The following is a 15,566-nucleotide window of genomic DNA, read 5'->3' as shown; positions in this document are numbered from 1 at the left end:
ATGAATATAGGTAATTTTCTTGATCAAATACTTTTTACTCTTGGATCCTTTTTCCAAGAGATAGGAGTATATATAGGTTCACTCAACTTTAGTAAGATTGGCGACATCTTATTGTATAATCAGCGTGAGCCATTATTGTTCTCCTCAGGTGCTTTTCTGTTTATTTTCCTGTTGTTTATGATTGGCTATTACTGCCTGCGTAATAAGGTTGATAAGCGCCTGTTGTTTATAACACTTTTTTCTTATTACTTCTTTTATAAGAGTAGTGGCTTCTATTTCTTCTTATTATTCATAGTCACTGTCAGCGATTTTTATATTGCTAAGCGTATTGCTAATAGGCAATATGCAAAGTTGTGGCTAGCACTGAGCCTGTTAATAGATTTGGGTTTGCTGGCTTACTTTAAGTATACCAACTTCTTTGTAGGAATGGTTGCACAGATGATAGGCAACAATTTCCAACCATGGGATATCTTCTTACCAGTAGGAATAAGTTTCTATACATTTAAAACTATTTCCTATGTTGTTGATGTCTATCGCGGAAAGATACAGCCAATGGATAAGTTGCTGGATTATGCATTCTATGTAAGTTTCTTCCCAACACTCTTAGCGGGACCTATTACTCGTGCAACAGATTTTGGACCACAAATACGAAAGCCGTTACATATTAGTCGAGAGATGTTCGCATGGGGTGTATTCTTTATTATCACAGGCTTATTTAAGAAAGCAGTTATATCCGATTACATTTCACAAAACTTCGTTGATCGTATCTTTGACAATCCTACACTCTTCTCTGGTGGTGAAGTTCTTTTAGGACTTTATGGCTATTGCATTCAAATTTATTGTGATTTCTCTGGTTATTCTGATATGGCTATTGGCATTGCCTTGCTATTAGGATTCAAGATTCCGATGAACTTTAATGCTCCATTAACAGCTGATTCCATGACGGACTTTTGGCGTCGTTGGCACATTTCTCTTTCTACATGGATTCGTGATTATGTATATATCTCTTTAGGTGGGAACAGAAAAGGTACATTACATATGTATCTCAACCAGATGATAGCCATGACAGCTTGTGGCTTATGGCATGGTGCTTCATTAAATTTTATTGTATGGGGGGTATTACATGGGGCTTTGGTCTGTTTGCATAAGTTCTGGTCACAAACTGTGATGAAGCATGACAAGCATTATCATCCTACGGGTTTACGACGCTTCTTTTCTGTATTTATAACGTTCCATGTTCTTTGTTTTACATGGCTTCTCTTCCGTTGCAAGGATTTTGAAGGCGTTGGAGTTATGATTAAGCAAATGTTCACAAAGTTTAATCCTTCCGTTTTGCCTGATGTCTTCGTAGGTTATAAGTATGTTTTTCTGCTGATGGCATTCGCCTTATTGACACATTGGATTCCTGATAGTTGGCAAAGACATTGTGTGAACGTATTGCAAAAGGGTGGTGTCTTATTGTCTGCTATAGCAATTACCATTGTTATCTTTATTATTATGCAAGTTAAGAGCTCAGATATCCAACCTTTTATATATTTCCAATTTTAGTATAAGCTATATAAAGGCAACATGGAGGATAACTATGATGATATAATTAATCTCCCACATCACGTTTCTAAGAATCGTCCGCAGATGAGTCTTTACAAACGTGCTGCTCAGTTTATGCCTTTTATGGCGGTTAAGGGACTTAAGGAAGTTCTTGCTGAGGTAGAGCGTTATACCGAACCAAAGGAAGACTTAATGGAAGATAGAAAAGATCTATTGGATAGGAAGCTATCCATTTTACAAGGTTTTTTGGAAATCTCACCAGATGTAGTAGTTACATACTTTGAGCCTGACAAGCGAAAGGCTGGTGGAAAGTATCTTACTGTCACAGCTCAATTGAAGGATATACAGATGGAACGCAAGAGAATTATTCTTTCTTCTGGGGAGAAGATTCCTTTTGAGAACATTAAAGATTTAGATAGTAAGCTCTTTGAAGAGATAGAATGAGATGTAAGTCCAATCAAGCAAACTAATGATAATTTATAATAAAGCGCAAGAACAAGTATTGGCTTACTGTAATCGCTTTATATACTATTACAAGATAGAAATGAGCTTTTAGAATAAGGATACAATCTCTCGGTCTTAGATAATGCTGTTATGTGAGGCTTTTAATTTAGGGTCATTAAAAAAGGTTCTCCTACAGTTGAGTATTTTGTTTGTGTCTACTCATAAATAATGAAATTTATAGTTAACACTGTTATCTATTCCTCGTTCTCGTATTGTTATTGTATCTTTGTAGGAAATTAAGATGTGTATGAAGAATATTCTAAAAGAACTTAAACGTAAAGATCATCCACATGTGTTGGGTGCTTTAGACATTTTCAAGTATATTGGACCAGGTTTATTAGTGACCGTAGGCTTTATAGATCCAGGGAACTGGGCTAGTAACTTTGCTGCGGGCTCAGAATATGGTTATACTCTATTATGGGTTGTTACGCTTTCAACGATTATGCTGATTGCACTGCAGCATAATGTTGCACATTTGGGCATTGTTACTGGTCTCTGTTTGAGTGAGGCAGCAGTGAAATATGCTCCTAAGTGGATAGGACGCCCTATTATTATAAGTGCTATCCTAGCAAGTATATCCACCTCACTTGCAGAGATATTAGGAGGAGCTATTGCCTTACAGATGTTATTTGGTATTAGTATTCCAACTGGTTCTGTGTTGACTACGGTAGCAGTTCTCATTATGTTATTTACGAATAGCTATAAGAAAATGGAGCGCGCTATTATAGGTTTCGTATCAATGATAGGGCTTTCGTTTATCTATGAGTTATTTTTAGTAGATGTTCATTGGCCTTCTGCTATTGAAGGCGCCTTTGTCCCAACTGTTCCACAAGGCTCTTTATTGATAATCATGAGTGTATTGGGAGCTGTTGTTATGCCTCATAATCTCTTCCTTCATTCAGAGATTGTCCAAAGTAGAGAGATACATCTGGAAGGTGATGAGCGTATCCAACACATGCTGAAGTATGAGTTTATAGATACTTTATTCTCAATGATAGTGGGGTGGGCTATAAATTCTGCTATGATTCTTTTAGCTGCGACTACTTTTTTTGCGCATAATCAGCATGTAGAAGAGCTCTCCCAAGCACAAGCTATGTTACAACCTCTGTTGGGTAATAATGCAGCTAATATCTTTGCTATAGCCTTATTGTTGGCTGGTATATCAAGTACGATAACAAGTGGGATGGCTGCTGGTAGTATTTTCTCTGGTTTGTTCGGTGAATCATACAATGCTAAGGATACGCACTCCATTGTAGGAATTGTTTTATCTTTAGGTATTGCGCTCTTGATCATCTTCTTTATTGGAGATCCTTTTAAGGGGCTTATAATCTCACAAATGTTCTTATCAGTACAACTTCCATTTACCGTTTTTCTTCAAGTGGGGCTTACCTCTTCCAAGCGTGTCATGGGAAAGTATGCTAATAGCAAGGCTAATATGATGTTTCTTTATTCACTTGCAGGCATTGTTACCTTTCTTAATATATGGCTATTGATAGAGAGTTTCTCTTGATAAGTTGACATAAAGTAAAACATTTAGGGGAGCTAAACATTTTGTTTAGCTCCCCTAAATGTTTTCTTATATTCTCTTTAATAATATAGCCGTACTTAGTTGATACCATGCTCATTAAGAGCCTTGGCATATTTTGCAGCATTAACTTGATGTTCTTCGTATGTCTTTGCAAAGTTATGTGTACCGCTGAAGTCTTCTTTTGCGCACATATAAATATAATCATGGTGCACATAATTTAGTACGGCATTGATAGCTGCAATAGATGGTATGCGTATTGGACCAGGAGGAAGCCCACGATATTTATATGTATTATACGGACTGTCTACAGTAAGCCACTTCTGATAGATGCGATGTGCAGTAAAGTTTCTGGTGGCAAATTTTATTGTTGGGTCCGCCTGTAGCGGCATATTGAGATGAAGTCGGTTGATATACATTCCTGCAACCTTCGGCATCTCAGCCTCATTATCTGTCTCTTCGTCAACGATGCTTGCTAATGTTATAACCTCGACTTCGGACAGCCCTGCGGTTTTAGCTTTCTGCTTCCGTTCAAAGGTCCAGAACTTATTGTATTCTTTATGCATCTTATCAAGAAACTTATCTACAGACGTATCCCAATAGAAATCATATGTGTTCGGAATAAACATTGCAGGAATAGTTTCTGGTGTAAATCCATATTTCTTGCAGTCATCTTTTGATGTTAACCGAGAAAGAAGTTCACTACGTGAAAACATCATCTTCTCACTGATGTCGCTTGCAAGGTCATCTAAAGTTCTGACAGATCTTATAGTGAGAGAGACTGGGGCTTGAAGTCCATTCTTTATGTGACGAAAAGTTTGGAGAGAACCTGCTGAACCGACTGCAAACCTACCTGTACGAATGTTATCGGCATAATCAGTTATTTTTGCTAATTGTTTGAAAACCCAAAACCCTTGAGATGTTGACAGAGGTTGAAGTTTCGCATATACAGAATCTATATTGTCATTGTTATCAATGAAGATGTATTGTTCCTTTCCTGTGCGTGACATTCCTGAAAAGAATAGAAAATAAGTCGCACCAGCAAGAATCACGCATACTATTGCTATGATTAATCGCTTTCCTGAACTAGTATTTGTCTTTTTTGCCATTATTCTTATTTTATATTTTAATAGTGCAAAGTTACAATTTTATCAGATAAAAATATAGCAATACTAGTGTTTTGATGTGTTCTTTTTCTAAATTTAAGAGAAAACATATCCTTTTATCTTTATTATTGAGTAATTTTGCTTCGTAAAAAGAGAAGGATAATGAAAGATTTTGAAACATACATCTTTGATTTAGATGGCACATTGCTTAACTCTTTGAATGATTTGGCAATGAGTACTAATTATGCTCTTCATTGGGCTGGGATGCCGGAGAGAACTGTGGAGGAAGTTCGAATGTTTGTTGGTAATGGGGTAAAATTGCTTATGGAACGGGCAATTCCTGGTGGGGTAGATAATCCTCGGTTTGATGAAACATACGCTAAATTCAGAGAACATTATTTAAAACATAACCTTGATACGACTCGTCCATACGAAGGAATCCCTGAGATGCTGAATATTTTAAAGCAGCGTGGAAAGCGTTTGGCTATTGTCAGTAATAAGTTTTATGAAGCAACGCAGGAGTTAGCAAAACATTTTTTCCCTGAAACTATAGAGGTTGCAATAGGAGAAAGAGAAAATATACGCAAGAAGCCTGCACCTGATACGGTGTTGGAAGCACTCCGCCAATTAGGTGCTGACAAAGAAGGGGCTGTATATATTGGTGACAGCGACGTTGATATTATGACTGCAAAGAATAGCGGGTTACCCTGCCTTAGTGTTCTCTGGGGGTTCAGGGATAAAGAGTTCTTGATAGAGCATGGCGCAAATAATTTAATAGAGCATCCTTTGGATATTCTTAATGTAAAGTTCAATCAATAGGGGAGAGAAGCTGTTCGTTTTGTACGAGTCGTATATTCCATACCTAGGAATAGCTTGATTATTATAATTAAAAACTGCCATAGGAGTAAGGTTGACAGGAAAGAGGTTTGATATTTTTGCAGTTTTGATGCCCAATAGGATGTGCTATGTAATAGATATATATCCTTTTTATAGTCTTAAAGCTCTTTTGGGGGTGAACAAAAAAAGATATTCCTTTATCGCAAAAGGGAACCTTTGATTCGGAGCAAACTACATGAGGCTAGATAGAGAACTTTCTTACTCGTGTAAAATTAATTCGCTGTCTTCTTCAAATAGAGCACTTTTTGTATTCCAAAAGGGCACCTTTTGCATTGCAAAAGGTGCCCTTTTGAGTGGTAAAAGGTGCTCTTTTACATAGTAAAAGGCGCCCTTTTGCAAGTCTATTTATAACTACCTGATTATGTGTACATTACAAAGTCGTATTAAGACCCTTATCTTCCTCTTGGTTCTTTTTAGTCTTCTTGTTTATGTAAGTTTGTTTTACTATTAGTTGTATATATCCTTCTTCTTTCTTTTTTATGTTTTTACGTATAATCATAGTATATATGCTTGCTTATAAAAAAGCAAAGCTAACGATCTTTAATGCAGAGATAGGAAAGCATTGTTCAGGCTTCTATTCTCTTATGTTGGCATAAACAATGGGATAGTTGTATACTTCATATGCTTACACCTACCTCTATACATCAAGTTATGGGTTATTTATTGAAACCAAGTTTATAAAAGTTATTATAAGGGTTAGCTGTAGTTTTGTTTAAAATGGCAAAGCATAAACCTCATTTACTTTCCCATTTAGTGAAAGTAGCAGGAGATTTATGCTTTTTCATATATATAAAAAGGTCAGAGAGTTCCTTATAAGGTATGCCCATCAAGATAATCTTGAAGTATGGCTTTATAGCTATCTGAAATAGGGAGGATTGAATCTCCTACTACAATACGGAATCTATCTATACCATCAACTTTTTTCATATGTACAATATAGGAGCGGTGAATACGCATGAATTCTGGCTTAGGTAAGGATTCTTCTATCTTTTTCATGTTCATTAGACTCATAATTGGCTTGCGATCATCAGTCAGATAAATTTTCACATAGTCTTTCAGTCCTTCTATATAAAGTATGTCGTCGAACATTATTTTAACTAGTTTATACTCGCTTTTGACAAAAATAAAACGATCATTAGCGGCATCTTCAGAATGGCGAATACTCTTGAACCAGTCTAAAGCTCTGTTTGATGCGTCAAGGAAATCATCGTAGCTAATTGGCTTTAGGAGGTAATCCAAAGCGTTAGCCTTATAGCCCTCAACAGCATATTGGCTAAAAGCTGTTGTGAAAATAATCTTCGTCTCTTTTAGAAGTATCTTAGCAAACTCCAACCCGCTAAGTTCAGGCATCTGAACATCTAAGAAAATAAGATCAATTCTATTTTCTCGAATAGCCTTAATACCTTCTATAGCGCTATTGTATACACCAATCAAATTAAGAAAGAGCGTTTTCTTGGCATAGCTGGCAAGTAAGTCTGCAGCTAAAGGCTCGTCATCAATTATTATGCAGTTTAGTGTCATAGATAATTATTTTAGATGAATATATATTTTGATTATTATCAAATTTCTTTTCCCATTTATATTTGCCAGGATAGGCTAACTCCAATCGACGTTCTACTTGGTTAAGACCTATTCCGTGTCCCGTATTCCTTAACCTTTCTTTTGGAGAGCAACTGTTTTCTATTGAAAATATAATTTGCTCGTTTGTAGCTTCTAATTTAATGTGAATAAAGTTCTTTTGCCCAGGATTGATACCATGCTTAAAAGCATTTTCAAGAAGTGAAATGAAAATCATAGGGGCTACATAAATCTTACATGGGTCTGGAATATTACATTCACGCTTAATATCCACATTTGCAGGTAACCTAATCATCATCAGTGCTATGTAGTTCCGTAGGAATTCAATTTCTTCTTTTAAGTTCACATAAGGCTGTTGGTAATCATATAGAATATGCCGAAGCATCTTGGACAAATCAATAATTGCTTTTTGGGCTTTTTCTGTATTAAATGCCGTAAGAGCATAGATATTATTCAATGTATTAAGGAGGAAATGGGGATTCACCTGTTGACGTAAATTCACCAATTCTGCTTTTGACATTGCTATTTCTGCCTCTTTCTTTTCTTCTTCTGCCTTTGATAATCGTCTTGCCATCAAGACAGAAGTTGCTACTCCTGCACAAATACTTAGGTTCAATACATTGCGTAAAACGAAGAATAGCTGTGCATATAATCCGCCTCTTTGTTCTTGTGAAAGTATACGGTAAGGATATGTTACGAAATATCTTTCCAAACCTACATAATAAAGCCACTCGTGTTGTCCAATGGATAATAAAAGAATGATAAATGCATTGTAGCACCAAAATTCTTTCTTACATCCTTTCAATAGCATTGGAGCTAGTACAAAATAATTCAAGTAGACAACTATCATCATCGAGAGGGGAATGATGTATTGTGATAGATTATCCTTCCAAGAGATGTGAGGTACCCCATACATTATAGGTATGAGGAAAAGTGGTAACCAAACGATAATTTGGCTCCAAAAGAATTTTGATGTATAAACTTGTTTCCTCATTTATTACTCTTAGTTTGCATTATATTGATAATCCGCAAACAAAGGTAATAAAAGTTTCTGTAAAATAAAATTTATTGAGAGCTTATGTGAGTTTTTTTTACATCCACCCATATAAAAATATATACAAAAGTCGTGTAATTAACTAATTTTTATATTGTAAGGGGCTTTTATGTAAAAAGGATATGCCGTTGGACATACCCTTTTTACGTAAATATAAGTTGTTTGTAATTTTGACAAACCAGATTGCTTGCGATTATTTTGTGAAGGTGTTAAGTCTTGCAATGTACTTGCCAAGTATATCAAACTCAATATTTACAATTGAGTCGATCTCTATATCTGCAAAGTTAGTGTTTTCTTTTGTATATGGTATTATTGCAACTTTAAAACTATTATTTGTCGGTTCACATACAGTAAGTGAGACTCCATTTACGGTAACAGAACCTTTGTCTACAGTAAAATATCCTCTTTGTGCTAATTGGCTATTGAATGGATATTCGAATGTAAAGTAAGTGCTACCATCTGCATCTTCTATGTTTACGCATTTTGCAGTTTGGTCAACATGTCCCTGCACAATATGTCCATCTAATCGCCCGTTCATAGTCATTGATCGTTCTATATTAATATGATCACCGATCTTTAGAGATCCAAGATTAGAACGTTCGAGTGTTTCTTTCATGGCTGTTACGGTGTAGGTTTCGTCCTTTAAGCGGACAATCGTTAAGCAGACACCATTATGGGCAATACTTTGATCGATTTTTAATTCATCAGTAAACGAACACCTGAGTGTGAGGTGGATGTTTTCCTGTTCGTGTTCAATATTAATAAGCGTAGCCATTTCTTCTACTATTCCTGAGAACATAGTTTGAATCCTTTCTTTTAATAGCCTATCTTTATGTGATAGACTGGCTTTAAAACTTAGTGTTGTCTATAGAAAAAGGTGAGAATTCCTCCTGGAACCTCACCCTAAATTCCCTTTCTGAAGAGGGAAAAATAGAAAGTCGTATCGACGATGTGATGAAAAGTCCGAGTATCAATGATAAGAGAGCTCTTCGCCTTTGTAATCCACTGGCCTTGCGGCTTAGTCGCATAATGCGTTTTATGTGGCCCGCCATTGACAAAAGAAGTCATCCCGGGTTTTCTAATTTTATTTGATGACTATCCCGATCGAATCGATACGACTAAGATCTGTATCCTTTCTTGCTGCAAAGTTAGTATAAAGATCTTTATCCTCCAAACATTTCATGTTTAAAAATGCTTTACTTGCTATGAATGGATAGAACTTAAAGATATCTATTTATAAGAGGGCATCTTGTAAAATTTCACTCAATGTTGGATGAATATGTATAATGTCACGTATTTCATCAATTCTTGCTTCACGATTCATTAAAGCCGAAAGTTCCTGAATGAGGTCTGCAGCATGTGCACCATAAGCATGTGCACCAAGAAGTAGGCCATCTTCTCTTATGAGGATTTTTATCATTCCTTCTGTTTCGTCCATGCTAAGTGCCTTCCCATTTGAGCGATAGAAGCCTTTGCGAGTAGAATAATTGATCCCATCATTCTTACATTGATCTTCTGTCTTACCTACACATGCTGCCTCTGGATAAGTGAAAATTGCAGCTGGCATGATATCAAATCGTATAAAATCCTTCTTTCCTAAGATGTGATTTACGGCACGGAATCCTTGGAAAGTAGCAGCGTGAGCCAGCATCTGACGAGCATTTACATCACCGATTGCATATACTCCTTTTATATTTGTTTCCATGTCGTCGTTTACATTAATACCTTTAGGGCTATATTCTATACCAGTTGCGTCTAATCCTAAGTTTTCAACGTTGGCTTGTCTACCTGTTGCAATTAGTACTAAATCAGTCTCAATAGTCTCTTCCTTATCTTTCCTTTTAAAGATGAGCTTGACGGCCTCTTTATTCTCCTCACATAGGTCTATTCGGCTAACTGCACTTTGCATATAGAATGTGACGCCTCTTTTTTCAAGAGACTTCCTAAGTCTCTTGGCAATATCGCTATCAATAGGTGGGAGACACTCCTTCATAAATTCTATGACGGTAACCTCGCTTCCGAAAGCAGAGAATGCTGATGCAAACTCCATTCCGATTACTCCCGCTCCAATAATAGATAGTCTTCGAGGAATTTTGTTTATAGATAGTATCTCAGTTGATGTGACTATCTTTTGTTCACCTACTTTTTGCTTTGTTATATCTTCTTCTTTTAAGAAGGGGGGAGTTTTAGAGCGAGACCCAGAAGCAATGATTATATTCTTGGCTTCTATTTGTTTACCATTTACTTCAATAATATGGTCAGATATGAAATGTGCTTCTCCTTTGATGAATGTAATTCCTGGTTGAGTAAGCAAAGCATTTACTCCTTCTCTAAGTTGGGTAATTACTCCCTCTTTTCTTTCCATTACTTTCGTAAAGTCAAGAGGTGGAATTGTGTTACAGACATGTGAAGTTGTCAGCCGTAGTTCGGCATCATGTGCAAGGCATTTTGTAGGTATACATCCAGCGTTTAGGCAAGTCCCACCAGGATAATGCTTCTCTATAATAGTTACTTTTAACCCATTTTGGGAAGCATAGGAGGCGGTTCGGTAGCCTCCTGGCCCCGAACCTATTATCAATAAATCTGTTTTTTCCATTGTTTACCTCATATCTTTAGTTTATGCTTCTTCCGACATATCATTGATTAGTTGTCGATATGTGAGAATAGGATGCTTTGCTGCAAGCACGTCGTCTACACGGCCAATAGGAGTATTATGAGGAGCCTCCTTTACAAGCTCTGGTGTATCACGAGCTTCCTTAGCAATAATATGCATTGTTTTAATGAATCCATCAATCGTATCTTTGCTTTCACTCTCAGTTGGTTCAATCATCATTGCCTCATGGAAGAGTAGAGGGAAATAGATAGTTGGTGCATGGTAACCATAATCAAGTAAACGTTTAGCTACATCCATAGTAGTAACGCCAGTACTTTTATCTTTCAAGCCATCAAATACAAATTCATGTTTGCATAAGCAATCAATAGGAAGTTCGTAATCATTTTTCAAACATTCCTTGATATAATTGGCATTCAATGTTGCAAGTGGACCTACTTCCTTAATATGATTTTTACCTAATGTGAGTATATAGGTGTATGCACGAAGGCTTACAAGGAAGTTGCCATGATAGCCACTTACGCGATTGTTTGCAGTAGAATATTCTTCTGTTAAATTTGGATTCTCTACGCTAAAACCTTCTTTAGTTTTATATACATGAGGTTTGGGTAGGAAAGGTATTAACTTCTCGCATACTCCTACTGGACCAGATCCTGGACCACCTCCTCCATGAGGTGTTGAGAATGTTTTGTGAAGATTAAGATGGATAACATCAAACCCCATGTCACCAGGACGTGCTGCACCAAGAAGAGGATTGAGGTTTGCACCATCATAATAAAGTAGCCCTCCACAATCGTGTACAAGTTTTGCTATTTCAAGAATATCTTTCTCAAAAAGTCCCAGAGTGTTAGGATTTGTCATCATGATACCAGCAATATCATCTCCCAATAGAGGCTTTAGATCATTTACATCAACAAGTCCATCGGGAGTACTCTTTACTTCTACGACTTCCAAACCACATACAGCTGCAGAAGCTGGGTTTGTACCATGTGCTGAGTCTGGAACGATAACCTTCGTGCGTTTTGTATCGCCTCGATGCTGGTGGTAAGAACTGATAATCATTAAACCTGTTAATTCACCATGAGCACCAGCATAAGGATTTAGAGTAACATCTGCCATCCCAGTAATTGATGCAAGAGCGCGTTGTATGTTGTATTCAACTTCCAATGCACCCTGTACAGTATCAATAGGTTGAAGAGGATGAAGGCTAGTAAAAGTCTTTAAAGAAGCTATTTCTTCATTGATGACAGGGTTATATTTCATAGTACATGAACCTAGTGGGTAAAAACCATTGTCAACTCCGAAGTTGTTTTCACTATGATTTGTATAATGACGAACGACTGTCATTTCATCACATTCTGGTAGTTCAGCGTCATTCTCTCTCTTAATAGCAGCTGGTAGAGGATGGCTTCCGAAGTGGTTTTCGGGAAGACTGTAAGCACGTCTTCCAGGGTGTGACAATTCAAATATTAGATTGCCATATAATTTGTTGTTCATTGTTTTGTAGTTTTAGAAAGATTGTAAGAAGACTTATAATAATCCGACAAGCATATCAACTTCTTCTTTCGTACGTTTTTCCGTAACAGCGATGAGAAGTTTGTCATCGTCAATCTTAATGCCAGGAAGGATACCTTTCTTAATGGCTTTGTCAAAGAAAGCATCACGATTCTGGACCTGAACGAGGAATTCATTGAAAAACGGCTTGTCATAAACAAGCTTTGCTTTCCCTGTGCCTATTAACTGATCGCAGAGATAATGTGCTCCATCATAGCTTATCTGTGCAGCTTCTTTCATTCCCTCTTTGCCCATGAGACTCATATATATAGTTACATAGAGAGCCATGAGACTTTGGTTTGAACAAATATTAGACGTTGCCTTTTGTCTACGAATATGTTGCTCACGTGCTTGAAGTGTAAGTGCAAACACCCGTTGTCCTCGACTATCTTTTGTTTTTCCTACTATTCGGCCAGGAAGTTTTCTCATCAGTTTTTCAGTTGCACACATATATCCTGCATAAGGACCACCGAAGGACATTGGGATTCCAAGGCTTTGTAGGTCTCCAACAGCAATATCAGCTCCCCATTCTCCAGGAGTCTTCAATAATGCTAAGTCAGAAGCAATACCATTAATAATAAACAGAGCTTTTTTTTCGTGGCAGTCCTCAGCAAAACCCGTAAAATCTTCAATTATACCATTTCGGTTAGGCTGTTGAACTATAACACCAGCTACGCCTCCTTTATCTATATGTCGCTTCAAATCGTTATGAGATGTTGCACCGTTTTCTGTCTTTATACCTTTCAGTTTAATGCCATGAAAGTGAGCATATGTTTTTAAGACACCAATGATATTCTCGTTTAATGCCTCAGAGTAAAGTACAGTGTCAGCCTTTTTGGCGTTATCAAAAGCAACCATCATTGCTTCGGCTGTAGCTGTTGTTCCCTCATACATTGAGGCATTGGCAATGTCAAGACCTGTAAGTTCTGCCATCATACTCTGGAATTCAAAAATATAATGGAGGGTGCCTTGTGAGATCTCTGCTTGATAAGGAGTATAAGAGGTAAGGAATTCTGAGCGACTCAGAAGATTAGAAATGATGCTAGGAGCATAATGGTCATATACACCTCCGCCTGCAAAACAAGTTAAGACATCATTTTTCTGTCCAAGTTTGTCAAAGAAAGCACGTATCTCTAACTCACTCATATCTTCAGGAATGTCATAATCTTTTTTCAGACGTATACTCTCTGGAACTTCAGCATATAGATCCTCGAGAGAATTTATGCCGATGCGTTTAAGCATCTGCTGAATATCCTCAGGTGTATGGGGTAAGAACTTATGATTCATTGTTGTTTAGGTGTTTAGGTTATAGTAGTAAAGCTTCTTAGGTCAAACCTAAGAAGCTCTGAAAATTAGGATGGTTTTATTCTGCACAGAATTCTTCGTAAGCCTTGGCATCCATAAGATCTTTCAGCTCAGAAGTATCAGTAAGTTCTACTTTGATAATCCAGTTTTCAAAAGCATCTTTGTTTAGTAATCCTGGGTCATCTTCTAAAGCTTCATTTACTTCTAATACCTTTCCTGATACAGGAGACTTAAGGTCAGATGCAGCTTTTACGCTTTCGATAGCACCGAAGTCTTCATCCATTTCCACATCATCATCTACGTCTGGCATGTCTACATAAACAATTGTGCCTAAAGCATGCTGTGCATAATCTGTAATACCGATATAGCCTACGTTCCCAGCTACCTTTACGTACTCATGTGACTCTGAATAGTAGAGTCCTTCAATAACTTTTGTCATAATATTCTTAGTTTAAATTTTTGTTTAATCTTAGGTTGTAATGTTGATCTATAAGGCTTAAGAAATTAAATAGAATAAATGTCTTTTGATTTCAATCAGTATAATAAATGAAATACTCGACATTATCTAATTAAAACAGCCTAATTATTTTTCTTATAATGCTTTTCGTAGAATTTCTTCTTTACTACAGTTCCAGGGAAAGTCTTCTTTCGAATCTGTATTTCGAGTCTGTCTCCCATCTGAATAGAAGCATCAACCAATGCTACTGCACAACTCTTGTCTGCCGAGATGAGGTGGTAACCAGTTGTAACTTCACCTACTTCTTTGCCATCTTTGAGCACCTTATATCCATGACGTGGAATAGCATTTTCATCTAGCTCTATTCCTCTCAAACGTTGAGTAACTCCTTCTGTCTTTTGACGTAACAAGGCTTCTTTTCCGATAAATTCCTCTTTATCGAACTTAACGAACATAGATAGACCTGCCATAACAGGGGTTATCTTGTCAGACAATTCGTCTCCGTAAAGTGGTAATCCTACTTCGAAGCGTAGAGTATCTCTACATCCTAATCCGCAAGGAGTAACACCAGCAGCAATGAGTTTATCCCAAGCTTTAACAATGTATTCAGGAGTGCCATATACCTCAAATCCATCTTCGCCTGTATATCCTGTACGAGAGATGATGACATCACCAATGCATTTTACTTCGTAGAATTTTAAGTCTTTGCATGCAAGGCCAAGAACTTCTTCTATAGTCTTTTCTGCTTCCGGTCCTTGTATAGCAAGCTGTCCATATGCATCGCTCTTATGTTCTATGACAACATCAAATCCTTCCGCATTTTGTTCAATCCATGCAACATCCTTATCTATATTTGATGCATTGATGGTCATAAGGTAGAGTTGATCATCAAGTTTACAAATACAAGTATCGTCAACAACTCCTCCATCGGGATAGCATAACATGCCGTAAAGAACTTTTCCTGCAGGGAGTCCTGTTACGTCATTCGTAAAGATATGATTGATGAATCGATCTGCATCATGGCCAGAAACGAGGACTTCTCCCATGTGTGATACGTCAAAAACTCCACAATTCTCTCTTACTGCATTATGTTCTTCAATAATCCCAGTGTATTGAATTGGCATGTCAAAGCCTGCAAATGGTGTGATAAGTGCACCTAGTGCTACGTGTTTGTCATAAAGACATGTTCTTTTGTTTGTCATATTCTGTTTAGGTTTTAAGTTGTTCTTCTCTCTTGGTAAAGAATAATTCTGTTATAGATTCGGTTTCTTTTCCTTACTTTGCATGCAAATATAAAAAAAAGAACTGAAAGCACAAAACGAAATGATGTTAATTTATTTAAAGTGCATCCAAAATCAATTATAACTGTTTGACAATATGATTATTTGTTGTTTTATTATTATTTTTGCATCTCTTAGATAAATGAT

Annotated in this window: 13 protein-coding genes; 4 read left to right on the top strand and 9 right to left on the bottom strand. The window is 36.9% G+C overall.

What is annotated here, in order from left to right:
- The 3 genes from ACZ48L_RS02035 to ACZ48L_RS02025 all read left to right on the top strand — a co-directional run bounded on the left by ACZ48L_RS02035 (position 1) and on the right by ACZ48L_RS02025 (position 3,562).
- On the top strand, positions 1-1,548 hold the full coding sequence (locus ACZ48L_RS02035; protein WP_025790352.1) for an MBOAT family O-acyltransferase: 1,548 nt from the start codon (positions 1-3) through the stop codon (positions 1,546-1,548).
- Between the two features lie 21 nt (positions 1,549-1,569).
- A complete protein-coding gene (locus ACZ48L_RS02030) occupies positions 1,570-1,992 on the top strand; it encodes a hypothetical protein (RefSeq protein ID WP_219495794.1) in 423 nt (140 codons plus the stop codon).
- 307 nt (positions 1,993-2,299) lie between these two features.
- Positions 2,300-3,562, top strand: a complete 1,263-nt coding sequence (locus ACZ48L_RS02025) for an Nramp family divalent metal transporter (RefSeq protein WP_025790355.1) — start codon at positions 2,300-2,302, stop codon at positions 3,560-3,562.
- Between the two features lie 95 nt (positions 3,563-3,657).
- Here the strand turns inward: ACZ48L_RS02025 and mltG are convergent, their stop codons facing one another.
- Complete coding sequence (gene mltG, locus ACZ48L_RS02020) at positions 3,658-4,686, bottom strand: endolytic transglycosylase MltG (protein ID WP_025790357.1); 1,029 nt, start codon at positions 4,684-4,686, stop codon at positions 3,658-3,660.
- A 159-nt stretch (positions 4,687-4,845) separates the two neighbouring features.
- On the opposite strand from mltG, the gene ACZ48L_RS02015 reads away from it, so the two are divergent.
- Positions 4,846-5,502, top strand: a complete 657-nt coding sequence (locus tag ACZ48L_RS02015; RefSeq protein ID WP_025790359.1) for an HAD family hydrolase — start codon at positions 4,846-4,848, stop codon at positions 5,500-5,502.
- Positions 5,503-6,390: 888 nt separating this feature from the next.
- Here the strand turns inward: ACZ48L_RS02015 and ACZ48L_RS02010 are convergent.
- The 8 genes from ACZ48L_RS02010 to gcvT form a co-directional block, all read right to left on the bottom strand.
- Positions 6,391-7,101, bottom strand: coding sequence for a LytR/AlgR family response regulator transcription factor (locus tag ACZ48L_RS02010; protein ID WP_025790361.1), 711 nt, complete (start codon positions 7,099-7,101; stop codon positions 6,391-6,393).
- A complete protein-coding gene (locus tag ACZ48L_RS02005; protein ID WP_008822570.1) occupies positions 7,076-8,152 on the bottom strand; it encodes a sensor histidine kinase in 1,077 nt (358 codons plus the stop codon). The genes ACZ48L_RS02010 and ACZ48L_RS02005 overlap by 26 nt, the downstream gene beginning before the upstream one ends.
- Before the next feature lie 253 nt (positions 8,153-8,405).
- Positions 8,406-9,011: a riboflavin synthase gene (locus tag ACZ48L_RS02000; RefSeq protein ID WP_008822569.1), complete on the bottom strand. Its 606-nt coding sequence runs from the start codon at positions 9,009-9,011 to the stop codon at positions 8,406-8,408.
- A gap of 435 nt (positions 9,012-9,446) precedes the next feature.
- Positions 9,447-10,808, bottom strand: a complete 1,362-nt coding sequence (lpdA, locus tag ACZ48L_RS01995) for a dihydrolipoyl dehydrogenase (protein WP_025790364.1) — start codon at positions 10,806-10,808, stop codon at positions 9,447-9,449.
- A gap of 21 nt (positions 10,809-10,829) precedes the next feature.
- A complete protein-coding gene (gene gcvPB / locus ACZ48L_RS01990) occupies positions 10,830-12,320 on the bottom strand; it encodes an aminomethyl-transferring glycine dehydrogenase subunit GcvPB (protein WP_008822565.1) in 1,491 nt (496 codons plus the stop codon).
- Positions 12,321-12,353: 33 nt separating this feature from the next.
- The gene (gene gcvPA, locus ACZ48L_RS01985; RefSeq protein WP_315362050.1) at positions 12,354-13,664 is read right to left on the bottom strand and encodes an aminomethyl-transferring glycine dehydrogenase subunit GcvPA; all 1,311 of its coding nucleotides are present in this window, start codon (positions 13,662-13,664) and stop codon (positions 12,354-12,356) included.
- Between the two features lie 76 nt (positions 13,665-13,740).
- The gene (gene gcvH, locus ACZ48L_RS01980) at positions 13,741-14,121 is read right to left on the bottom strand and encodes a glycine cleavage system protein GcvH (protein WP_008822563.1); all 381 of its coding nucleotides are present in this window, start codon (positions 14,119-14,121) and stop codon (positions 13,741-13,743) included.
- Between the two features lie 140 nt (positions 14,122-14,261).
- A complete protein-coding gene (gcvT, locus tag ACZ48L_RS01975; protein ID WP_025790366.1) occupies positions 14,262-15,341 on the bottom strand; it encodes a glycine cleavage system aminomethyltransferase GcvT in 1,080 nt (359 codons plus the stop codon).
- Positions 15,342-15,566 lie beyond the last annotated feature (225 nt).

It is taken from the genome of Prevotella histicola, assembly GCF_055385135.1.
This window is presented reverse-complemented; position numbering and strand designations above follow the sequence as displayed.